At 73.8% G+C, this 20949-nt stretch carries 23 protein-coding genes; 13 read left to right on the top strand and 10 right to left on the bottom strand.

The annotated features are described in order from the left end of the window. Position 1: 1 nt before the first annotated feature. The 4 genes from pstS to ACN27A_RS18865 all read right to left on the bottom strand — a co-directional run bounded on the left by pstS (position 2) and on the right by ACN27A_RS18865 (position 4148). Positions 2 to 1105 (bottom strand): phosphate ABC transporter substrate-binding protein PstS, encoded by a 1104-nt coding sequence (pstS, locus tag ACN27A_RS18880; RefSeq protein WP_421455209.1) that lies wholly within the window; start codon positions 1103 to 1105, stop codon positions 2 to 4. Positions 1106 to 1384: 279 nt separating this feature from the next. Next, entirely contained in the window at positions 1385 to 2311 is a 927-nt protein-coding gene (mshD, locus tag ACN27A_RS18875; protein ID WP_421455206.1) for a mycothiol synthase, read from the bottom strand. Between the two features lie 81 nt (positions 2312 to 2392). Further along, positions 2393 to 3322: a polysaccharide deacetylase family protein gene (locus tag ACN27A_RS18870; protein WP_421458524.1), complete on the bottom strand. Its 930-nt coding sequence runs from the start codon at positions 3320 to 3322 to the stop codon at positions 2393 to 2395. A gap of 106 nt (positions 3323 to 3428) precedes the next feature. Beyond that, positions 3429 to 4148 (bottom strand): winged helix-turn-helix transcriptional regulator, encoded by a 720-nt coding sequence (locus ACN27A_RS18865; RefSeq protein ID WP_197697787.1) that lies wholly within the window; start codon positions 4146 to 4148, stop codon positions 3429 to 3431. A gap of 246 nt (positions 4149 to 4394) precedes the next feature. On the opposite strand from ACN27A_RS18865, the gene ACN27A_RS18860 reads away from it, so the two are divergent. The 6 genes from ACN27A_RS18860 (at position 4395) to ACN27A_RS18835 (ending at position 8952) form a co-directional block, all read left to right on the top strand. Further along, on the top strand, positions 4395 to 5456 hold the full coding sequence (locus tag ACN27A_RS18860) for a hypothetical protein (protein ID WP_421455204.1): 1062 nt from the start codon (positions 4395 to 4397) through the stop codon (positions 5454 to 5456). A gap of 82 nt (positions 5457 to 5538) precedes the next feature. After that, positions 5539 to 6327, top strand: coding sequence for a DUF2993 domain-containing protein (locus ACN27A_RS18855; protein ID WP_421455202.1), 789 nt, complete (start codon positions 5539 to 5541; stop codon positions 6325 to 6327). A gap of 214 nt (positions 6328 to 6541) precedes the next feature. Further along, positions 6542 to 6619: an Ms5788A family Cys-rich leader peptide gene (locus tag ACN27A_RS18850; protein WP_311202345.1), complete on the top strand. Its 78-nt coding sequence runs from the start codon at positions 6542 to 6544 to the stop codon at positions 6617 to 6619. 203 nt (positions 6620 to 6822) lie between these two features. Continuing rightward, entirely contained in the window at positions 6823 to 7671 is an 849-nt protein-coding gene (locus ACN27A_RS18845) for a sulfurtransferase (RefSeq protein ID WP_132230746.1), read from the top strand. Positions 7672 to 7674: 3 nt separating this feature from the next. After that, positions 7675 to 7998, top strand: coding sequence for a DUF1416 domain-containing protein (locus ACN27A_RS18840; RefSeq protein WP_132230747.1), 324 nt, complete (start codon positions 7675 to 7677; stop codon positions 7996 to 7998). Positions 7999 to 8097: 99 nt separating this feature from the next. After that, positions 8098 to 8952: a hypothetical protein gene (locus ACN27A_RS18835; protein WP_421455197.1), complete on the top strand. Its 855-nt coding sequence runs from the start codon at positions 8098 to 8100 to the stop codon at positions 8950 to 8952. Between the two features lie 36 nt (positions 8953 to 8988). On the opposite strand, the gene ACN27A_RS18830 is transcribed toward ACN27A_RS18835, so the two are convergent. The 3 genes from ACN27A_RS18830 to ACN27A_RS18820 are packed head-to-tail and all read right to left on the bottom strand — an operon-like array spanning position 8989 to position 11852. After that, positions 8989 to 11046, bottom strand: coding sequence for a glycogen debranching N-terminal domain-containing protein (locus ACN27A_RS18830; protein WP_421455195.1), 2058 nt, complete (start codon positions 11044 to 11046; stop codon positions 8989 to 8991). Beyond that, positions 11043 to 11423, bottom strand: a complete 381-nt coding sequence (locus ACN27A_RS18825; RefSeq protein WP_421455192.1) for an SCP2 sterol-binding domain-containing protein — start codon at positions 11421 to 11423, stop codon at positions 11043 to 11045. The genes ACN27A_RS18830 and ACN27A_RS18825 overlap by 4 nt, the downstream gene beginning before the upstream one ends. Positions 11424 to 11477: 54 nt before the next feature. Continuing rightward, a complete protein-coding gene (locus ACN27A_RS18820) occupies positions 11478 to 11852 on the bottom strand; it encodes a DsrE family protein (RefSeq protein WP_121400033.1) in 375 nt (124 codons plus the stop codon). 12 nt (positions 11853 to 11864) lie between these two features. Here ACN27A_RS18820 and mtfM point away from each other — a divergent pair, with 12 nt between their 5' ends. Next, complete coding sequence (gene mtfM, locus ACN27A_RS18815; protein WP_267897534.1) at positions 11865 to 11969, top strand: small membrane protein MtfM; 105 nt, start codon at positions 11865 to 11867, stop codon at positions 11967 to 11969. Positions 11970 to 12065: 96 nt separating this feature from the next. Beyond that, complete coding sequence (locus ACN27A_RS18810; RefSeq protein WP_357580343.1) at positions 12066 to 12659, top strand: FABP family protein; 594 nt, start codon at positions 12066 to 12068, stop codon at positions 12657 to 12659. A 15-nt stretch (positions 12660 to 12674) separates the two neighbouring features. Here ACN27A_RS18810 and ACN27A_RS18805 read toward each other — a convergent pair whose 3' ends face one another. Beyond that, on the bottom strand, positions 12675 to 13523 hold the full coding sequence (locus ACN27A_RS18805) for an aminotransferase class IV (RefSeq protein WP_421455188.1): 849 nt from the start codon (positions 13521 to 13523) through the stop codon (positions 12675 to 12677). Positions 13524 to 13593: 70 nt separating this feature from the next. On the opposite strand from ACN27A_RS18805, the gene ACN27A_RS18800 reads away from it, so the two are divergent. The 4 genes from ACN27A_RS18800 to ACN27A_RS18785 all read left to right on the top strand — a co-directional run bounded on the left by ACN27A_RS18800 (position 13594) and on the right by ACN27A_RS18785 (position 17122). Next, on the top strand, positions 13594 to 14022 hold the full coding sequence (locus ACN27A_RS18800; protein WP_132230754.1) for a Fur family transcriptional regulator: 429 nt from the start codon (positions 13594 to 13596) through the stop codon (positions 14020 to 14022). After that, positions 14019 to 15131, top strand: coding sequence for a YgfZ/GcvT domain-containing protein (locus ACN27A_RS18795; protein WP_421455185.1), 1113 nt, complete (start codon positions 14019 to 14021; stop codon positions 15129 to 15131). The genes ACN27A_RS18800 and ACN27A_RS18795 overlap by 4 nt, the downstream gene beginning before the upstream one ends. A gap of 92 nt (positions 15132 to 15223) precedes the next feature. Next, the gene (locus ACN27A_RS18790) at positions 15224 to 16066 is read left to right on the top strand and encodes a 3-keto-5-aminohexanoate cleavage protein (RefSeq protein WP_311411788.1); all 843 of its coding nucleotides are present in this window, start codon (positions 15224 to 15226) and stop codon (positions 16064 to 16066) included. Between the two features lie 96 nt (positions 16067 to 16162). Beyond that, a complete protein-coding gene (locus tag ACN27A_RS18785; RefSeq protein ID WP_421455181.1) occupies positions 16163 to 17122 on the top strand; it encodes an asparaginase in 960 nt (319 codons plus the stop codon). A gap of 435 nt (positions 17123 to 17557) precedes the next feature. Here the strand turns inward: ACN27A_RS18785 and ACN27A_RS18780 are convergent, their stop codons facing one another. Together ACN27A_RS18780 and ACN27A_RS18775 are read right to left on the bottom strand one after the other, a co-directional pair. After that, complete coding sequence (locus tag ACN27A_RS18780; protein WP_421455178.1) at positions 17558 to 18412, bottom strand: sulfotransferase family protein; 855 nt, start codon at positions 18410 to 18412, stop codon at positions 17558 to 17560. Positions 18413 to 18699: 287 nt separating this feature from the next. Then, entirely contained in the window at positions 18700 to 19497 is a 798-nt protein-coding gene (locus ACN27A_RS18775; protein ID WP_421455175.1) for an alpha/beta fold hydrolase, read from the bottom strand. Positions 19498 to 19550: 53 nt separating this feature from the next. On the opposite strand from ACN27A_RS18775, the gene ACN27A_RS18770 reads away from it, so the two are divergent. Next, positions 19551 to 20918, top strand: a complete 1368-nt coding sequence (locus ACN27A_RS18770) for an FUSC family protein (protein WP_421455173.1) — start codon at positions 19551 to 19553, stop codon at positions 20916 to 20918. The last annotated feature ends 31 nt before the right edge of the window (positions 20919 to 20949 follow it).

The following is a 20949-nucleotide window of genomic DNA, read 5'->3' as shown; positions in this document are numbered from 1 at the left end:
CTCAGGCGAGGTTCTTGACCGCGGCCTCGACCTTGGCGCGGACCGTCTCGGGCAGCGGTGCGTAGCCCAGCTCGGTCAGGTCGGCCTGGCCGGCGGTGCTCGCGGCGTGGCCGAGGAAGCCCTTGACCAGCGGGAGCTTGTCGGCGGCGAGGCCCTTGGAGCAGACGATCTCGTAGGTCACCAGGACGATCGGGTAGGCCCCGGCCTCCTTGGTGTTGTAGTCGATCTTCATCTTGAGGTCGTCGCCCTGGCCGACCACCTCGGCGCCGGCGATCGTCTTGCCGGCCGACTCGGCGGTCAGCTCGGCGAACTCGCCCGCGCCGTTGCCGACCTTGGCGGTCTTCAGGCCGCCGTTCTCGGCGTACGACCACTCGACGTAGCCGATGGTGCCGTCCTGGCCCTTGATGGCGCTGGCCATGCCGTCGGACTTCGCCGCGCCGGTGCCGCCGGGGGCCTTCCACTCCTTGGCCTTGCCGAACGTCCAGTCGGACGCGGCGGTCTTGGTCAGGAAGTCGGTGAAGTTGTCGGTGGTGCCGGAGGAGTCCGAGCGGTGGACCGCGTTGATGGTGGTCGACGGCAGCTTGGCGTCGGGGTTGTCGGCCTTGATCGCCGGGTCGTCCCACTTGGTGACCTTGCCGGCGAAGATCTTCGCCAGGGTGGCCGGCTTGAGCTGGAGGTTGTCCACGCCGTTGACGTTGTAGGCGATGGCGACCGGGCCGATGACCATCGGCAGGTTGATCGCGGCGCCGCCGACGCACTTGGCGTCGGCCTTCGGCTGCTCCTCCTCCTTGAGGGCGGAGTCCGAGCCGGCGAAGTCGGCGGTGCCGGCGATGAAGGCCTGGATGCCGGCGCCCGAGCCGGACGGCTCGTAGTTGATCTTGGCGCCGGAGCACTTCTGCTGGTAGGCCTTGATCCACTCGTCCATGGCGTTCTTCTGCGCCGACGAGCCCTGGGTGTTCAGCGTGCCGGTGGCGCAGTCGGCGGCGGCCGACCCGGAGGCGGAGGCGCTGCTCGCGGGCTCGTTGTTGTCCGAGCCGCATGCGCTGAGAGCGAGCGTCGCGGTAAGAGCGAGGCAGGCGAGGGTGCCGTGCCGCTGGAGCTTCACCTGAGGGGTTTCCCTTCACGTCTGACTTCGCCCCCGGACTCGGGGCCCGGGGTACCGGCGCTCACCGGCTGATCCAAAAGTTAGGAGCGCCAGGTAGCCGGTTCGCCGGTCGGAAGTGAACGGGGAGTGAACAGGTGCGACAGGGCAGATGACCGCTCGCTGAGGGCGGGTTGTCCGTTGTGTGAACTCGGATGCCGTTGTCGGAAGTATGGGGATCTTCCGGGGTGGCGGCGCGCGCGGCACGGGCCCGGGCCGTCGCGACCCGGGCCCGTGCCGGCGTCAGGCCGACTGGTAGTTGACGTGCGCCGACCAGCGGGCGAAGCCGAGCCGCTCGTAGAGCGCGACGGCGGCGGCGTTCGACTCGTCGACGTAGAGCATGACCCGGTCCAGGTCCCGCCGGTCCCGCAGGTACGCCAGGCCGGCCGCGGTCAGCGCCCGGCCGAGCCCGCCGCGGTGGGCCGACGGGTCCACGCCGAGGACGTAGACTTCGCCGATCCGGGCCGAGCCGGGTCGTTCGTGGACCTTCGTCCAGTGGAAACCGAGCAGCCGGCCGGTGGACCCGTCGACGGCGAGCAGGAAGCCCTCCGGGTCGAACCACGGCTCGTCGAGGCGTACCCGCAGGTCGGCGGGGGACCACCGGCCCTGTTCCGGGTGCTCGGCGAAGGCCCGCGCGTTGAGCGCCAGCCACTCCTCGTCGTCGGCGCCGGGCCGGAACGCGCGCAGCGTCACCCCGTCCGGCAGCGGGTGGTCGGGGATCGGGGCGGTCAGCGGCCGGCGCAGCTGCCAGAGCACCCGGGCCCGGCGCAGGCCCAGGTCGACGCCGAGCGCGGCGGCGGAGGGGTGGTCGCCGTGCGCCCAGACCCGCAGCGGGCCGTCGGCCGCCGCCAGGACGCCCCGGGCCAGCGCGCGGCCCGTCCCGCGCCGCCGGTACGCCGGGTGCACCACCAGTTCCACCCCGACCCCCGCGTCCGGGTCGGTGGTGTCCAGGTGCGCGTACCCGGTCAGTGTGCCGTCGTCCGCCCGCGTGGTCAGGTGCACGGCGGGCGCGTCCGGGTCGCGCAGCCGGAGCAGGACGTGCTCGTCGAACGGGTCCGCCCCGTCCGCGTCGCCGGCGACCCGCGCGAGGGTCGTCACGTCGGCGATCTCCGTGGGGCTGAGGCGGTCGGCCCGGGTCACCCGGCCGTTGCTCGCTTCGGGGTTGCTCATGTCGTCACCGTAGTCCGGTCGATCCCCGGCGCCGCCGCGCCCGACCGGCCGCCGGGGCGGTGCGGCGGTCGCCCGGCCGGCTCACGTCCTCCCGTCGGGCAGCGCCTCCACCTCGAACCGGCTGGTCAGGTCGGGCAGGATGCGGTGCAGCGCGTCCACCGTGCCCTGCCGGTCGCCGCCGGCGTCGTGCAGCAGCACGACCGAGCCGGGCACGACGCCCGCCACGACCGTCGCCGCGATCCGGCCGGCTCCCGGCAGCTCCCAGTCCGCCGGGTCCACGGTCCAGTGCAGCGGCGTCATGCCGAGTTCGTGGGACACCGACACCACCGGACCCGTCCAGGCGCCGCCGGGCTGCCGGTAGTACGCGATCGGCGCGTCGGGCACCGCCGCCCGGATCGCCTCGCTGGTGCGCAGCAGGTCCGCCCGGATGACGGCGGGCGACCGGCGGCCGAGGTCGACGTCGTGGCTCCAGCTGTGGTTGCACAGGGTGTGCCCGTCGGCCGCGATGGCCCGGATCAGGTCCGGGTGGCGCTGCGCGTTCTCGCCGACCACGCAGAAGGTGGCCCGCACCTGGTGCTCGCGGAGCAGGGCGAGCACCTGCGGCGTGTACCGCGGGTCCGGCCCGTCGTCGAAGGTCAGCGCGACCAGCGAGGTGCCGCTGGTGGTCTGCGCGCCGAACGGCCCGTCGGCCGGTCCCGGCGACGGCGTGCCGTCGGGGCTGGCGCCGCCGTCCTGCCCGGCCTCCGCCGGGCTGGTGCTCGGCTCTCCCTCCGGGGTACGGCTCTGCGCGTCCTTCGTCGGCGGCTGGTCGGCGTAGTGCGGGCCGGTGGCGCTGGTGGTCACGCTGGACCGCGACGTCGGCGGGTCGGGGACCAGGCTGCGCCCGAGGGCGTACGCGGAACCGAGCAGCGCGGCGACCACCAGCGTGACGAGCCCGATGGTGCGCGCGGCAGAGGGATCCCGGATCAGTGGGCCCCACCGTGTCGAACCGCCGCCGCCCCCGTGGTCGATGCGCACTCCGCCGCCCCCTTTTTGTCGCAAACCCGGCAGTCAGAATAGAACCGGCGAGCTGCACAAAAAGGGCATATGCGAAACCGTCCCCGAAGGGACGAGGAGGTCAGACCGGCAGGGGCGCGTGCTCGCTCTCCGGCAGGGACCGCGAGGGCGGTACGACGAACTTGTAACCCACCTGCCGCACCGTGCCGATCATCGACTCGTACTCGGAGCCGAGCTTGGCGCGCAGCCGCCGGACGTGCACGTCGACGGTGCGCGTGCCGCCGAAGTAGTCGTAGCCCCACACCTCGCGCAGGAGCTGGTCCCGGGTGAACACCCGGCCCGGGTGCTGGGCCAGGAACTTGAGCAGCTCGAACTCCTTGTAGGTGAGGTCGAGCGGCCGGCCCTTGAGCTTCGCGGCGTAGGTGTCCGGGTCGATCGTCAGCTCGCCGGCGCGGATCGAGCCGCCGGCCCCGGAGGTGGCGTTGCTCAGCCGCCCGACGGCGAGCCGCAGCCGGGCCTCCACCTCGGCCGGCCCGGCGGCGGCGAGGATGACGTCGTCGACGCCCCAGTCGGCGTTGAGCGCGATCAGGCCGGCCTCGGTGACCACCGCGACCAGGGGCACCCCGAGCCCGGTGGCGTGCAGCATCCGGCAGGTCGCCCGCGCCTCGCTCAGCTCGGAGCGGGCGTCGACAAGCACCGCGTCCGGGCTGGGGCCGGCGACCAGGGTGCGGACGTCGCGTGGCGCGGTGCGGACCGAGTGCGGCAGCAGGTCGAGTGCCGGCAGCACTGCGGATGGTTCGCCTGCGCGCGCGGTCACCAGCAGCAGGATCTCCACGATCACCTCCGTCCCGGCGGCCGTAGGCCGCGCGCGACCAGCGCACTCCGTGGCGGGGCGTGACGCTGATGAACTTGCGTGGGTCCCGGCGTCGCTGACGGGCGGGTAACGGCTTGAGCGTAACCGAAGGCCCCGGTCGCGCCTCCACGTCCTTTCCCGTTCGCCCGGTTTGCCCCTGATCGTGACCCCAGGTTTTAACGTTGCCGAAACCGTGGCCCCCGCGTCGGCCGGCGGGTCTGGCACGATCGTGGCGTGTTTCCCTCCAGCTCGCCCGAGACCGGCCGCGACCAGTGGCCCGACGGGCCCCACCCCGGGCCGTCCGGCCCGTCCCGTGGCCAGCCGCCGGCGCCGCGCACCGGGCCGGCCCCCGACGACGACGGCGAGCGCCGGGAGCGCAGCGGCCCGCGCCGCGCCCGGCGGGCCGGTGAGCCGGCCCGGCGACCCGACGACGAGCCGGACGACGAGCCGGACGAGGAGCTGGTGGAGCCGGTCGAGGTGCGCCGCCCGCTCGCGCTGACCGTCGCCGGGTTCGCCGCGCTGCTCGGGGTGGGTCTGGTGCTCGGGGCGCAGACCGCCGGCCCGGGGCACCGCCTGCCCTTCGCGTTCGTCGTCTTCGGCGTGCAGTTGCTCTTCGTGCTGGCCTGGACGATGGCCATGCGACCGCCCGCGCTGCTGCTGGTGGCCGCCGTCAGCGCCGCCGCCGCGGTGGCGGCCGACACCGCGGCCGTGCAGACGGACGTCGCCGGCCTGGCGCCGCTGGGCTACGTCGCGGCGGGCGGCTTCGCCCTCGGGGTGCTCGGCCAGCTCGTCCGGCGGGTCGACCGGGTGCGGGTGACCGACTCGCTCGGCAGCACCCTGTTGATCGTGGTCGGCGTCGTCGCCTTCGCCACCCTGATCGTGCTCAGCCGGATCCCGGCGGGCACCCAGGCCATCACGGTGTGCCTCACCGCCAGCGCTGTCGCGCTCACCGTCGCCCGGCTGACCGACGCGGTCGCGCCGTGGCCGCGGCTGGCCCCCCAGGTGCCCCGGGGTGCGGCCGGCGTGGTCGCCGGCGCGATGGTCGGCACGCTGGTCAGCGCCGTCCTCGGCAGCTACCTGGTGACGCCCTTCACCCCGACCCGGGCCGCGATCATCGGGCTGGTCGCGGCGGTCACCGCCGTGCTGGCCGACCTTGCCGTGGGCTACGCCGAGGCGGGCCGGCTGATGGCGGGGGAGCCGCCGACCATGTGGGTGGCCCGGCACATGCAGGGGCCCCTCGGTGGCTTCGCCCTGGCCGCGCCGGCCGCGTACGCGATGTGCAAGCTCGTTCTCTGACGCGGCGGTTGAGCTTTTCCCCGATCGGGTACCACCGGTGGGCCGCTCCGCGGCACCCTCGGCACTGACGACAGGAGGCGGCGTGGCGCACGACGACACGTACGAGGAGCGGCCCCGGCGACGCGGGCGCAAGGTGCTCATCACCCTCGTCGTGCTGCTGCTGGTCCTGGGCGGACTGATCGTGGTGGCCGACCGGGTCGCCGTGGGGGTGGCCGAGCGCGCCATCGCCGACCAGGTCCGGCAGGAGATCGCCAAGCAGGGGGCGCAGTCCTCGCCGCCGGAGGTGGAGGTCGGCGGGGTCCCGTTCCTCACCCAGGTGCTCGACGGCCGGTACGAGCGCATCTCCATCGCGCTGCGCGACGTGCAGGGCTCGGTGCGCGGCGACGCGGTCGCGCTGCCGAAGCTCGACGTGGACGCCCGCAACGTGCGCGCCTCGCTCGACACCATCCGTTCGGGGCAGGGCGACGTGGTCGCCGAGACCGTCGACGGGACGGGCACCATCAGCTACGACAGCCTCGCCAAGCTGCTCGACCGGCCGGGGCTGACCCTGGGCGAGCAGAACGGCCGGCTGGCCGTCACCGCCCCTGTCGACATCCTCGGCCGGCGCCTCACCGTGACCGGCACCGCCGACATCACGGTCGGCAAGGAGGGGCAGGTGGCGCTGAAGTTCAACGACCTGAACGCCGACGGCCTGCCGAACCTGCCGCTGGCCCGGACGCTGCTCAGCAACTACGCCCGCAGCATCTCCATCGACGTGCCCCTGCCCGAGCTGCCGTTCCAGCTCGCCGTCCGGGAGGTCCGGCCGCTGCCCGAGGGGCTGGCCGTCACCGCGGACGCCCGGAACGTGCCGATCAACTCCGCCGCCGGCTGACCGACCCGCCGCCTCCGGCCCCGGCCCCGCCCGGCACCTGTCCCGACCCGCCCGCGCCCCCGTCCGTCCGCGCCTGCCGGTCAGGAAGTGCCCCTTCCTCTACCGACGGCGACAGGAAGGTGCCCTTCCTTGCGCCCCGGGCTACCAGTACGCGCGTCCCGGATGCTGGTCGGCCCCCTGGTGCGCCCGCGCCCGGCTGGTAGGCTCCCTGCTCATGGGGACGCTCCTCACCAAACGGCGCGCGGTCGACCTGTGCCGCGTGGCCACCTGCCTGTGTCGCCCCGTCATCTGACGGCGGGGCTGTCCTCGGCCGCCTAGCGGCCACCGGCAGGCAGGGATCTTTCTTCTCCCGTGCTCTCTTTCAACGCCCGGCAGCGGCGCCGTCGCACGAACCCGTGATCCGTCCATACGGTGGATCCCGCGCGTGGTGCGATCGTCACGACTTTCGATGCCCCCGTGCTGGTTCACCATCCATCCTCACCAGGGAGTGATCTGATGAGTCGCGACACCGCACTCGTCTCGGCCGAATGGGCCGAGAAGAACCTCGACGCCCCGGGCGTCGTCTTCGTCGAGGTCGACGAGGACACCTCGGCCTACGACACCGGCCACATCGCCGGCGCGATCAAGCTGGACTGGAAGACCGACCTCCAGGACCAGGTGCGCCGGGACTTCGTCAACAAGAGCCAGTTCGAGGCGCTGCTCTCCGAGCGGGGCATCAGCAACGACGACACCGTCATCCTCTACGGCGGCAACAACAACTGGTTCGCCGCGTACGCGTACTGGTACTTCAAGCTCTACGGCCACCGCGACGTGAAGCTGCTCGACGGCGGTCGCAAGAAGTGGGAGCTGGACGCCCGTCCGCTGGTCCGGGACGCGGTGACCCGCCCCGCGACGCAGTACGTGGCGCAGGAGCCGGACACCTCGATCCGGGCCTTCCGGGACGAGGTCGTGGCCGCCATCGGCACCAAGAACCTGGTCGACGTGCGCAGCCCCGACGAGTTCGCCGGCCGGCTGCTCGCCCCCGCCCACCTGCCGCAGGAGCAGGCGCAGCGGGCCGGGCACATCCCCACGGCGATCAGCGTGCCGTGGTCCAAGGCGGCCAACGAGGACGGCACCTTCAAGTCCGACGACGAGCTGCGCAAGATCTACGCCGACGCCGGGCTGGACGACAGCCGCGAGACCATCGCGTACTGCCGGATCGGCGAGCGCTCCTCGCACTCCTGGTTCGTGCTCCAGGAGCTGCTCGGCCACCGCAACGTGAAGAACTACGACGGATCCTGGACCGAGTACGGCTCGCTGGTCGGCGTGCCGGTCGCGCTCGGCGACGAGCCCGGGGAGGCCTGAGCCATGACCGCACCCACCGCTGCCGGCTGCGCCGCGCCCGACCAGGCCGCCCCGCTGCCCGCGAGCCTGGACCTGGAGAAGGAAACCGTGATCACCGGCGTCGTCCGCTCCGACGCGGGCGAGGCCGTCCCGGGCGCGTACGTCCGGTTGCTCGACTCGACCGGTGAGTTCACCGCCGAGGTGGTGACCTCGCCGGCCGGCCAGTTCCGGTTCTTCGCCGCGCCGGGCGCCTGGACCCTGCGGGCGCTCTCCCGGCACGGCAACGGCGACACCGCCGTGACCGCCGCCCGGGGCATCAACGAGGTCGCCGTCACGGTCGCCTCCTGACGTTCCCCCGCTCTGATCGGCCCGTGGCCCGTCGCCTTCCCAGGTGGCGGGCCGCGACCGTCTCCGGGCACTGTCGACCGGCGTGACACGATTGCCCCCGTGAACGGCGTGGAAGCGGCGGGGCAGGCCCCGCCTACCGGTCCCGGTCGGCCGGCGGCCCCCCGACGGTGGCTGCCCTGGCTGCTCGCCGGCACGGTGGCGTGGGCGGTGCTGCTGGCGGCGCTGACCTGGCTCTCGGTGCGCAACGATCCGCCGACCGTCCGGGAGCAGCGCACCCTGACCGAGGCCGGCCGCGTCGTCGACCGCGCAGTCGGCGCACTGGTCGCGGCGGCCGGCGAGACCGCCGTGCTGACTCCGCCCGTGGTCGATCGGGGCTGCCGGGTCACCCCGTTCGCCGCCGGCGCCGACCTGTCGCGCGGGGTGGACGTCTTCGTCGCGGCGGGCGGGGAGGCGACGCTGCTGGAGCAGGTCGCCGGCCGGCTGCCGGCGGACTGGCGGGCCGGGGTCCGGGTCACCTCAAGCGGTCCCCGGTTGCGCGGCGACGCGGGCGAGTTCGTCACCGTCTCCGGCGGGGTCGCGGGGGACGGCCGGGTCCGGCTGACCGTCGACACCGGCTGTCGGCCGGTGGGCGACGGCTACGACGTACCCGTGACCGGTGCCGCCGGCGCGGAGGCGGACGCCCTGGAGGAGGCCCTGCGGGCCCTCGGGGCGCCGGCCGGTCCGGCCCTGGAGATGGTCACCGCGCCCTGCCCCGGCGGCGGCACCGCCCGCTCCGCGCGCTCCGCCGGTGTCCCGGCCCCCGCGTCCCCGGCCGCCGCCCTGGCCCCCGTCACCCGCCTTCCGGTGCTGGACGACCCGCAGGCGTACGCCTACCGTCGTGGCCCGGTGACCGTCGTCGCCGACCTCTCAGGCGACCGGGCCGTCGTCTCGGCCAGCACCGGCTGCCCTGCCTGACCCCTGGGGTCAGCGGCTGCCCTGCCTGACCATGGGTCAGGGGCCGACCGGTGGGTCGCGCGGGGCGCGGCTGCGGCCCAGGGCGTCGACGTGGCCCCAGCGGCCGGGGATGTCGAGCAGCTCGATCCGCCCCATCCCCTCGGGCACGGCGGGGTTGATGATCAGGTGGTCGCCCTGCGGCTCCAGGCCCAGCATCACCCGGAGCAGCAGCAGCGGCGTGCCCGCCGACCAGGCCTGCGGGCTGCACGCGGTGGGATACTCCACCGGGTAGTCGGTGAGGTCCCGCTCGTAGCCGGCGAAGGCCTCCGGCAGCCGCCCGTCGAAGAACGGGGACGCGGCCAGCATGGCTTCGCAGATCTGGCCGGCCTCCCGGCGGAAGCCGTACCGCCACAGCCCCCAGGCGATGATCGAGTTGTCGAACGGCCACACCGTCCCGACGTGGTAGCCGACGGGGTTGTAGCGCCCCTGGTCGTCGGCGAGGGTCCGGACGCCCCAACCGGAGTAGAGCCGCGGCCCCATCAGGTGTTCGGCGATCCGGCCGGCCCGCGACTCGTCGACGATGCCGCTCCACAGCAGGTGCCCGATGTTGGAGGTGAGCGCGTCGACCTGCCGGCCGTCGGCGTCCAGGGCGAGCGCGTAGTACTCCCGTTCCGGGATCCAGAAGTCCCGGTTGAACCGGATCTTCAGCTCGGTCGCCTCCCGCTCCAGCTGGTCGGCGTACGCGGGGTCGCCCCAGAACTTCCGGGCCAGTCGGGCGCCGCGGATCTTCGCGTCGTACGCGTAGCCCTGGAGTTCGCAGGTGGCGCGGGGGAAGCCGGGGAACCGGCCGTCGCGGTACGAGATCGAGTCCCAGGAGTCCTTCCAGCACTGGTTCGCCAACCCGGTCTGCGGGTTGCGGGTCTGGTACCAGAGGTAGCCCGTGCCGAGCAGGTCCCCGTACGTGTCGATCCAGGCGAGGGCGGCCCGGGTCTGGGCCTCCAGTCCCCGTACCAGCCGGTCGTCGCCGGTCCACCGCTCGTACTCGTCGAGCAGGATGACGAAGAGCGGCGTCGAGTCCGCCGAGCCGTAGTACGGCGAATGGGGCTGTTCCTCGAAGCCCGCCGTCTCGCCGTAGCGCAGCTCGTGCAGGATCTTGCCCGGCTCCTCGTCCCGGAAGTCGTCGATCCGGTGCCCCTGGAGGCCGGCCAGCATCATGAGGGTCGGGGGGATCAGCTCCGGCAGGAAGGGCACCACCTGGAGCGAGGTGATGATGCTGTCCCGGCCGAACAGCGTCATGAACCACGGCAGGCCGGCGGCCACCAGGCGTACGCCGAGGGTGATCGACTCGTAGCGCAGCGCCGCCAGGTCGTTGAGGCTCTGCCGGTACGCCCCGGCCAGCGGCTGGCAGTCGCAGCCGAGCTTGGGCGCCCGGGCGACGAGCTCGTCCTGCTCGGCCCGGATCGCCTCCGGGCCGCGGCTTCCCCCGTACTGCGGAAGGTTGGCCCGGACGTCCTCGCCGCGCGCGCCGTAGACGACGGTCGACACGTGCAGCCGCGTCGTCCACTCGCCGCGCGGGCCGACCCGGACCCGGTAGGTCATGCCGGAGACCTCGATCTTCGCGGGCACGCTGGTGTGGACGACCGTCTCGCGGTGGAACCTGTCCCGGCGGTAGGTCAGGCGCAGCTCGTTCTCGCCGACGGTGGCGGTGGTGCGGCCCTCCTTGCGCCTGACGTGCTTGATCTCGAACAGGTCCGCGAAGTCGGCGCCCATGTCGAGGCGGACGACGAACTCCATCTCCTCGCCGGAGTGGTTGAGTAGCGTCAGCTCCTCCTCGAAGCTGCCGCCGATGGCCCGGCTGCGGATCATCGAGACCTTCGCGTCCAGGTAGTGCGTCGGTTCGCCGGGCACGAGGAAGAAGCGGGTGCGGAAGGACTCCGCGGTGTCGACGGAGAGGGCGTGCAGCCGTTCGCCGTCGAGGGTCAGCAACCAGGTGGAGAGGTGCCGGGTGTCGAACGAGAAGAGCCCGGTCGGGAAGTCGAGGGACGGCTCGATGTCGCCGCGGCTGTCGCTGACCAGGAAGGTGTTGCCGTCCAGGATGCTGACCAGTTCCTTCACGGCAGCCGCCCGGCCTGTCTGCGGGCGACCGTGCGGGGGTCCCGGGTGCCGGGCGGATCGGGGAAGAACCGGTGGAACAGCAGGAAGAGCACGATGTCGCCGCTGAAGCTGCTCTCGTTGCGCAGCACCGACGAGATCGCCTGGGCCCGGCCGGTGACGAGCCGGTCGAACAGGTCCGTGCTGGTGTACCAGATCGCGTCGGCGGGCCCCCGGTCGCGGCTCACCTCGATCTCGCCCGGACGGAGACGGACCAGCCAGTGCACCGTCCGACCGCCCTGCGCGAGATCGATCTGCATCGTCCCGCTGACCGGGCTGACCAGCACCTCGGGGGCGCGCGCCGGCAGGGATTCGAAGAATCGCTCCGTCGCCTCGGTCACACCCGAATCGTAGGCATCTGCCCGACCTGCCGGGCCGGTATCGGCGGGCGGCGGTCAGTAGACCAGGGCCTGGGCCCCTTCGGCCGTCGCCTCCTCGACGAAGACCGCGGCGCCGGCGATGCGGACGCCCGGCAGCACGTCGTCCGGCCCGATGTCCCGCCGGGCGGCGCACTGCGTGCAGGCGGTCACCGTGCCGGTGGTGAGGATCACGTGCAGCAGCTCGGCGAGCGGGGCCGAGTGCGGCAGCTCGAACTCCTGCGCGCGGCCGGGCAGCGCGAACCAGGTCGACTCCCCGGTCAGCCAGAGCGACACGTGCAGCCCGGCGGCGGCCGCGGTGGCGGCGACGGTGAAGGCCTGGGCACACCGCTCCGGGGCGTCCGCGCCGGCGGTGGCCTTGACGACGAGAGTGCGGGCCATGGGGCCCAGCATAGGATGGTCACGATGGTTACCGAGATCGGGTTCGTCAGCCTGCTGGTCGCCGGCCTGGGCGCGCTCGCCGGTGGCCTGGTCTACCTGGCCGTACGCATATCGAGAGGGCGCTGGTGAGCGCGAGGAGTGAGCCGGGTCTGCGAGCCCCGCAGTCGCGAACGAAGATGGCTCGGCGAGCTTTCCTGGCCGCCGGCGGAAAGGCGGAGTGAACCGGTGAGCGACGAGAACCCCCTGCAGCCGCCGCCGTGGCTGAACGCGCCGCCGGTCGACCCGTACCCCTACGAGGAGAGCCACGACCTGCGCGTCGGCCCGAAGCTGCACCCCGCGCTGGACGGCCTGCTGCCGTACGTCGGGGTGTGGCGCGGCCGGGGGCGGGGCGGCTTCCCCACCATCGAGGACTTCGACTTCGCGCAGGAGATCCGGATCAGCCACGACGGCCGGCCGTTCCTGTCCTACGAGTCGCGCGCCTGGCTGCTCGACGAGCAGAGCCGTCCGGTCCGCCCGGCGGGTCGCGAGGTCGGCTGGTGGCGGCCGGTGATGGACGGCGACCGGGTCACCGATGAGCTGGAGGCGCTGATGACCGTGCCCACCGGCGTGATGGAGCTGCACATCGGCAAGCGCAAGGGCACCCAGATCGAGTTCGTCACCGACGCGGTGGTCCGCACGGCGACCGCCAAGGAGGTCACCGCCGGTCACCGCCTCTTCGGCATCGTCGAGGGCGCGCTGCTCTACGCCCAGGAGATGGCGGCCCTGGGCCACTCCCTCTCCCCGCACCTCTCCGCCCGCCTCACCCGGGTGGCCGGCTGACCCTCCTTCCGGGGTTCACGGGCGGGGAAAGCCCAGGAGCGCCTGGAGGGCGGGGGTGTGCGCGCAGCGGCGCAGCGGGACGGCGTCCAGGGTGCGGACCTCCGCGAGGCCACGGACGGACGAGCTGAGCCAGACGCCGTCGGCGGTACGCAGCTCGGCCGGGGTGACCAGGCGCTCCTCGGCGCGCAGGCCGAGCGTGTGGGCGTGCGCGAGGAGCCAGGCGGCGGTCACGCCCGGCAGGATGCCGGTCTCGGCGGCGGGCACCGTGCAGAGGGTGTCACCGGCCAGCCAGACCAGGTTGGCCGTGGGCCCCTCCAGCGCGTATCCGTCGGAGGAGACCCAGAGCGCGTCGTCCACGCCGGAGCGGGCGGCCCACCGGCGGGCGGCGGTGCTCACCGCGTACGAGATGGACTTGACCCCGGCCGGCAGCCAGTCGAGTTCGGCGCGGGCCCGCGCCGCGACGCCGAGCGGCAGGGTCGCCACGGTGATCCCGTCCCGGCGCGCCGCCCGGGTCGCCGCCGGCACCTCGCCCAGCGTGGCGTAGCCGGTGGGCGGGCCCCCGCCCTCCGGGCCCCGGGTGCAGACCAGCCGCAGCGCCCCCTCGACCTCGGCGGGCCAGCCGGCGCGGACGGCGTCCACCAGTTCGGCCAGCACCTCGACGGCGGGCAGCGGCAGCTCGACGGCCGCCGCCGCCCGGGCGAGCCGGGCCAGGTGCGCGTCGCGCAGCCACGGCCGCCCGTTCCGCAGGTGCATCGTCTCGAAGAGCCCGTCGCCGTGCAGCACGCCCCGGTCGTCGCCGCGCAGCACCGGCTCGCCGGGCGGCACCAGCCCGCGGCCCGGCACGGCGATCCTCGACGCCACCATGACCGCCGAGCCTAGCGGCGGGCCGGACGACACCGGCGGCGCGCGTGGCGGGGCGAACTATGATCGGACGGTGTCCGAATCCTCCCTCGCGGAAATGCTCCGCGCCCGTGGGCTACGACTGACGGCGCAACGGCAGTTGATCCTCCAGGCCGTGCTGGACCTGGGGCACGCCACCCCGGAGCAGGTGCACACCGCCGTCCGGGAGGTGGCCGCAGGGGTCAACATCACCACCATCTACCGCACGCTGGAGCTGCTGGAACGGCTCGGCCTGGTCACCCACACCCACCTCTCGCACGGCTCGCCGACCTATCACGCGGCCGGCGAGGACCAGCACGTCCACCTCGTCTGCCGGGGCTGCGGCGCGATCGACGAGATCGATCCGGAGCTGCTGCGCCCGCTGGCCGACCAGTTGGCGAGCCAGCGCGGGTTCCGGGTGGACATCGGCCACGTCTCGTTCTTCGGCCTCTGCGTCCGCTGCGAGAACGGGGACCGGAAATGATCGACATCGCGGGCGCGGTGAGCGTCGGGAGCATCGACGAGGCCAGCCGCGACCAGCCCGAGCCGGCGCACGCGGCGGCCGGCGTGCGGGGCGTGGCGGCGCACTACGGCGATCCGATGCGCGAGCAGCGCACCCTCGACACGGCGGTCGGCCTGGTCGACCGGTCGCACCGGGGCGTCGTCGCGGTGCCGGGCGAGGAACGGATCGGCTGGCTGCACACCCTCACCAGCCAGCACCTGGCGCAGCTCGGCGCCGGCCAGGGCACCGAGCTGCTCGTGCTCTCCCCGCACGGGCACGTCGAGCAGCACGCCATGGTCGCCGAGGACGGCATCACCACCTGGCTCGACACCGAGCCGGGCGCCACCGCCGGCCTGCTGTCGTACCTGGAGCGGATGCGGTTCTTCAGCAAGGTCGAGCCGCGCGACGTGACGCCCGAGCACGCGCTGCTCTCCCTGGTCGGGCCGGAGGCGCCCGCCGCGGCGGAGACGCTCGGCGCGACCGGGCTGGCCGCGCCCGACGTGGTCGCGGTGCCGGGCCCGAAGTTCCGCTCCGGCGAGCTGCCGCCCCGACCGACCGCGCTGTACGACGTGCGCCCGCTGCCCGTGGGCGGCTGGGCCCGCCGGGGCCCGCTCGGCGTGGACCTGCTGGTGCCCCGGGCCGCGATGGAGCAGGTGGTCACCGAGCTGCGGGGCAACGGGGTGCCGGTCGCCGGGCTGTGGGCGTACGAGGCGGTGCGGGTGGCCGCCCGGCGGGCCCGGGTCGGGGTGGACACCGACCACCGGACGATCCCGGCCGAGGTGGACCTGGTCGCCCCGGCCGTGCACCTGGACAAGGGCTGCTACCGGGGCCAGGAGACCGTCGCCCGGGTGCACAACATGGGCCGGCCGCCGCGTCGGCTCGTACTCCTGCACCTGGACGGGGTGACCACCGACCAGCCGCCGGTGGCCGGCACGCCGGTGACCCTCGACGGCCGGGCGGTCGGCTTCGTCGGCACGGCCGTGCACCACCACGAGCTGGGCCAGGTCGCCCTGGCCGTGGTCAAGCGCAACGTCGCCGACGACGCCCGCCTCCTGATCGGCGAGACCGCCGCCGCGATCGATCCGGCCTGACCGCCCGACGACGAAAGAATCTCTGCTTCTCGGCGCTGAGGCCGGAAAAGCTCCGGTCGACTGCCTCGCTGGCCTCGGTCTAGGATCCGGGCATGACGACAGGGACGTTGATCACGGTTGCCCCCACCGGCGCGGAGTCGGCCAAGGCCGAGGTGCCGGCGCTGCCGGTGACGCTCGACGAGCTGCTGCTGACCGCCAAGGAATGCGAGGCGCTCGGCGCCGCCGTGATCCACGTCCACATCCGCGACGACGAGGCCAGGCCCACCCTGGACCAGGGGCGGCTGCGGGAGACCGTGACGGCGCTGCGGGAGAGCACCGACCTCGTCGTGCAGCTCTCCTCGGGCGGCGCGGTGACCGACCCGGAGGCCGACCGGCTCGCCGTGCTCGACGCCGGGCCGGACATGGCCTCCTGCACGATGGGCACGCTCAACTTCGGCGACGACGTCTTCCTCAACCGGTGGGAGTTCATCGTCGACCTGCACACCCGGATGCAGGAGCGCGGCATCGTGCCCGAGTACGAGATCTTCGACCTCGGCCACCTGACGGCCCTGCAACGGCTGCTCGGCAAGTACGGCCTGCCGGCCGGCGGGCACGTGCACGTCGACTTCGTGATGGGCGTGCCGGGCGGCATGCCCGGCACCACCCCGGCCCTGGTCGCCGCCCACCAGGCACTGCGCGACCTGCCCGAGGGCACCACCTTCTCCGCCACCGGCATCGGCCGCAGCACCATCCCGGTCATGCTGGCCTCGCTCTCGGCCGGCGGGCACCTGCGCGTCGGCATGGAGGACACGGTGACCTACGCCAAGGGCCGCCCGGTCGAGTCCAACATGCAGCTCGTCGCCCGGGCGGTCGGCTTCGCCCAGCTCGCCCAGCGGCCGCCGCTGACCACCGCCGAGGCGCGCGGGCTGCTCGGCGTGCCGGCCGCCGGTAGGTAAGCGGCGACCGGGGCCGGCGCTGCTGTACACCTGGTCGTCGACGACCTGCTCACCCGCCCGCCGACCGCTGCCGGAGGTGCCGGTACCGTCCACCCTGTGGGAAAGACGTACGAGGGCGGCGCGCCGCTCGCCGAAGTGGTCCGGTCGGGGTTCGTCGAGGGCGTGCACCGGGGCTCGGTGGTGGTGCTCGACGCCTCGGGGCGGACGGTGGCGGGCGCCGGGGACGTGACCTCCCCGGTCTTCCCGCGCTCGTCCAACAAGCCGATGCAGACGGTTGGGATGCTCCGCGCCGGGCTGACGCTGGCCGACCCCGCCGACGTGGCGCTGGTCTCGGCCAGCCACGCCGGGGAGGAGTTCCACCTGGCCCGGGTCGGGGCGCTGCTCGCCCGCGCCGGGCTGGACGAGTCGGCCCTGCACTGCCCGCCGGACCTGCCCGTGGGCGACGAGGCGCGGACGGCCGTGCTGCGGGCTGGCGGCGGCCCCACCCGTACGCAGATGAACTGCTCCGGCAAGCACAGCGGGATGCTGCTGACCTGCCTGGCCGCCGGCTGGCCGCTCGACGGGTACTGGCGCCCGGAGCACCCGTTGCAGCAGCGGCTGCGGGACGCGGTGGAGGAGTTCACGGGCGAGCCGGCTGCGGCGGTCGGCGTGGACGGCTGCGGCGCCCCGGTGCTCGCCGTCTCGCTGACCGGCCTCGCCGGGGCGTACCTCCGGCTCGTCTCGGCGGAGCCCGGCACCGTGGCGCGGACGGTGGCCGACGCGATGCGCGCCCACCCGGACCTGGTCGGCGGCACCCGGGCCGAGGACAGCCGGCTGATGCGGGGCGTGCCCGGGCTGCTCGCCAAGATCGGCGCCGAGGGGGTCGTCGCGGCGGCGGTGCCCGGGGTCGGCGCGGTCGCCCTCAAGATCGACGACGGGGCGGGCCGCGCCCGGATGCCGGTGCTGGTCTCCGCCCTGCGCCGCCTCGGGCTGGACGCGCCGGTGCTGACCGAGTACGCCGAACTGCCGCTCTTCGGCGGCGGCCTGCCGGTCGGCGCCGTCCGGCCCCTCTGGTAGCCGTTACGCCCGTCGTCGCGACGTTCACCGGGCGCGCGGCCGGCCGGTGAGGGGCCCACCGGCGGCTGCCCACCGTGCGGTCGCCCGTCACCACCAGAGCCACTGGGCACCGTGTCGGTGCTGCTGGGTGGTCGGGATGGTGTCGACGATCCCGTTTCCGCGATGTTCCTTCGCGGCGTCACGGCATGCGGCTCTCGCCGCCTGACGCTCCCTGCTGGTCCAGACAGCGTTGATGAACCAGCGCGGCGCACCTCCACCACCGATCAGCCCCCGCAGACCGGTTCGCGGGTGATGCGGACCGTCCTTGTCCGTACGAGACATGGTTGCCCCCTCCAGGGGCCGCGGACGCGGCCACCTAGCGGGGGTGGAAGGCGGCGCCGATTCTTGTCAGCGGGTCGACGACCACATCGTCGTCAGGGTGGAGGGCCATGGTCGTCACTCGTATCCCATGGCCGGGACGACCTTGCCGAGTGCTTCTTCGATGAACTCGCGGGTTCCGTCGTCGAACTGGCCGTTGCGCTGCGCCAGCTTGTGCGACTGGAACGTCGAACGGGTGTCGAAGTCGTCGACGCCGAGCCGCTCGAACAGGGCGCGGCGCTGCCCGGGCCAGTCGGCTGCGAGATCCTCCGCCCTCACCTCGACGTATCGCCTGCCCGTCAGGTCGACCGTGTCCTTCCAGGCCAGCCATCGATCGTAGATCGGCCTGAGGTAGGCGAGCGCGCCGTCGACCGTGGAGGGCGCCCACGGCTGGGCCAGGTGGGATGCGAGCACCGACACCGGGTGACGCTTGATGTGCACGATGGTCGCCTCGGGGACCAGTTCCCAGAGGAACTCCATGCACAACAGGTTGAACGGCGTCTTCTCGCACCAGGTCGGCTTGCCCGCGTCCGCGGCTGCTCCGCCGAACATGGTGTCGACCAGGCTACGCAGGATTCCGAGCAGTTCGCCCCGGTCGCTGAAGTACCTGGGAACCACCCGCCGGCGGCTCAGCGGCGCGAACGGCCCGGCAGGACGGTCGGCGTCGCCGAAGCCTTCGGCGGGCGCAGGTTCGTCGAAGGTGTACGCGATCAGCTGCGGCCAGAGCTGTTCCACCGCGTCCCGGTAACGCCGCTCGCCGACCAGTTCGGGAACGGTCTTGCCGCGATCGTCGCGCCGGCCGGGCACTCGTACGGTGAGGAAGTCGCTCAGCCGGTGCAGGGCGTCCTCACCGACGGTGGGGTCGTATCGACCGGTGAGCGCGTCGGCCAGGTCCCGCAGGCCGCCGGGGTCGACGAGGAACCTGGTCTCCATGGGAATCCGGTGGATCAGCGGATGTTGGCCGATGATGTCGGCGAGCCGTGACGTTCCCGAACGACCCGTACCCGCAACGAAGACGGGTGAGGGGGAAGGAGACATGGCGAGCAGTCAAACTCCCGGCCCGGCGCCCGGGCAATCCATTTATCCCCTTCACCCGTTGGGCGCGGGCCGAGAGGCTGGCCGGCCGATCGGCAAGGACCGCCTCCGCTCCGAGTCAGGTGGGCGTCCGGCCGGCGCGCCGCCCACCTCGCCCCTCGCGGGAGCGGACGACGGGGCGGGGGTCAGGGCAGGAAGTCGAGCAGGGCGGCGTTGACCGGGGCGGGTCGCTCCAGCGGCAGCAGGTGGCCGGCGTCGGGCACGTCGGGCAGGCGGGCAGCGTCGGGCGCCTCGGCGGCGATCCGGTCGGCGAGGCGGCTGATGTCGGGCACGTCGGCCGCGCCTGCGCCGACCAGGACGGGCATCCGCAGCTCGCCGAGGCGACCGATCGCGGGCGGGTCGAGTTCGGCGACGTCGACCGCGCTGAGCGCCAACTCGGCGGCGAGCGCCCGCTGGTCCATCTCGCGGGCGAAGGCGAGCAGCTCCGGGTCGACGTCGGCGGGCTCGCGGCCCGGGCCGACCACCCAGAAGCGCACCTCGCCGGCGGCGCTGGCGGCGAAGTCCTCCGGGTCGACCTCGCCCACCAGGCTGTCCCAGAGGTCGTTCGCCTCGTCCGACCATTCGTGGCCCGAGGCGGCGGTGCCGAGGAGGGCGAGCGCGCTCACCCGCTCCGGGTGGGCCAGCGCGGTGTCGATCGCCACGGCGCCACCGAACGAGCAGCCGACCAGGGCGGCCCGGGGGAGGTCGAGCGCGTCGAGCAGCCCGGCCACGTCGTCGTGGTGGGCGAACGGGGTCGGCGGCAGCTCGGAGTCCCCGTAGCCGCGCAGGTCGAGGGCGATCACCCGGTGCCGCGCGGCCAGCGGGCCGACCTGCTCCCGCCACATCCGCCGGTCCGCGATGCCGGCGTGCAGCAGGACGACGGGCGTGCCGCTGCCGGTGTCGTCGTACGCGAGCAGGGCGCCGTTCACCTCGATCTTGGTCACTGCGGCAAGGTACGCACCGGGGGACCGGGACGCAACCAGGCGGACGAGAAGGCGTGCGCCGCCTTTCCGCCGGCGCATCGCCGCGGGTCAACGTGGCGGTGCGCGACCCGCCGCCGTGCGGGCGTCCCGGCGTTTGTCCGATCGGCGGCGGGGTAGTTGCGGGCATGCGAGGGCCGGAGCGAACCACGGGTGATCCGGCCCGGCGTGGCCCGGACGACCGGGTCGACATGGCGCTGACGTCCCTGCGGCGGGCCAGCCCCCAGACGGCCCGCGATCGGCTGGTGAAGTTGCGGCTGAGTCTCCTGCTCGCCGTCCAGACCGGTGCCGCCGCCGCGCTCGCCTGGTGGATCGCCAACGACCTGCTCGACAATCCCCAGCCGGTCTTCGCGCCGGCCGTTGCGGTGGGCGCGGTCGCCAGCTCCGTCGGCCACCGCCTCCGTCGCACGCTGTTCCTGGTGGCCGGGGTGGCGGTCGGAATCACCGTGGGCGACCTGCTCGTCGCCGCCGTCGGCAGTGGCCACGTGCAGATCGGGGGGATCGTCGCCGTCTCCATCCTGCTGGCCGTGGTCCTCAGCGGCGGCGAGGGCGGCTTCATCACCCAGGCCGGCGGTAGCGCGATGGTCGTCGCCGTGCTGGCTCCCGCCTCCAACGACCTGGCCCTGCCACGCTTCATCGACGGCATCGTCGGAGGCGGGGTCGGCGTCCTCGTGTCGCTGATCGTTCTGCCGCTGCACCCGATCCACCGGCTGAAGAAGGCCGCGGAACCCCGGCTGGCGCTGCTCGCGCGGGAGATCGCCAACGGCGCCGACGCGCTGGCCGCCAGGGACGCCCGACTGGCGAAGGTGTCGCTCGACCGGCTGCGCGACGCGGACCTGACCGACGTCGAAACGATCCTCGGTGCGGCCGCCGAGGTCGTACGGATCTCGCCGATACGGTGGCACAACCGCTCCGCGTTGCAGGGCTGGCAGCGGGGCGCCGGCCTGATGATGCGGTCGCTCGTGCAGAGTCGTCCGCTCATGGTGGCCCTGGAGACGGCGATCCGCCACGACGAACCGCTACCCGACACCCTCGAGCGCGCGCTCCGCGACCTGTCCACAGCCGTCGCCCATGTGCATCACAGTTTCGCCCCCAGCCGCCGCCAACCCACTGGTTCCCGGCGTGCCGCGCTCAGCGCCATCCGGCTCGCCCACGACGCCCTCACCGGCGGACTGCGCCTGAACGGCACGAACGTCGCCGCCCAGATCAAGATCATCTCCGTGAACACCCTCCGTGCGACCGGCCTGAGCAAGGCCGACGCCGAGGAGCTCGAACGCGAGGTCGCGCCCGATCCCGCCGCGCAGACCCGGAGCGGGGCCGGCGCGACCGTCGGCGACGAGGGCGCGCACGCCGCCGGTGACGGGTCCGGACGCGCGGACTCCTGACCCCGGGGCGGGTGCGGATGAGACGTCGCTA

Origin of the sequence: Micromonospora sp. WMMD737 (genome assembly GCF_049179055.1) — a bacterium.
In the GTDB taxonomy this organism is placed as follows: domain Bacteria; phylum Actinomycetota; class Actinomycetes; order Mycobacteriales; family Micromonosporaceae; genus Micromonospora; species Micromonospora reichwaldensis.
This window is presented reverse-complemented; position numbering and strand designations above follow the sequence as displayed.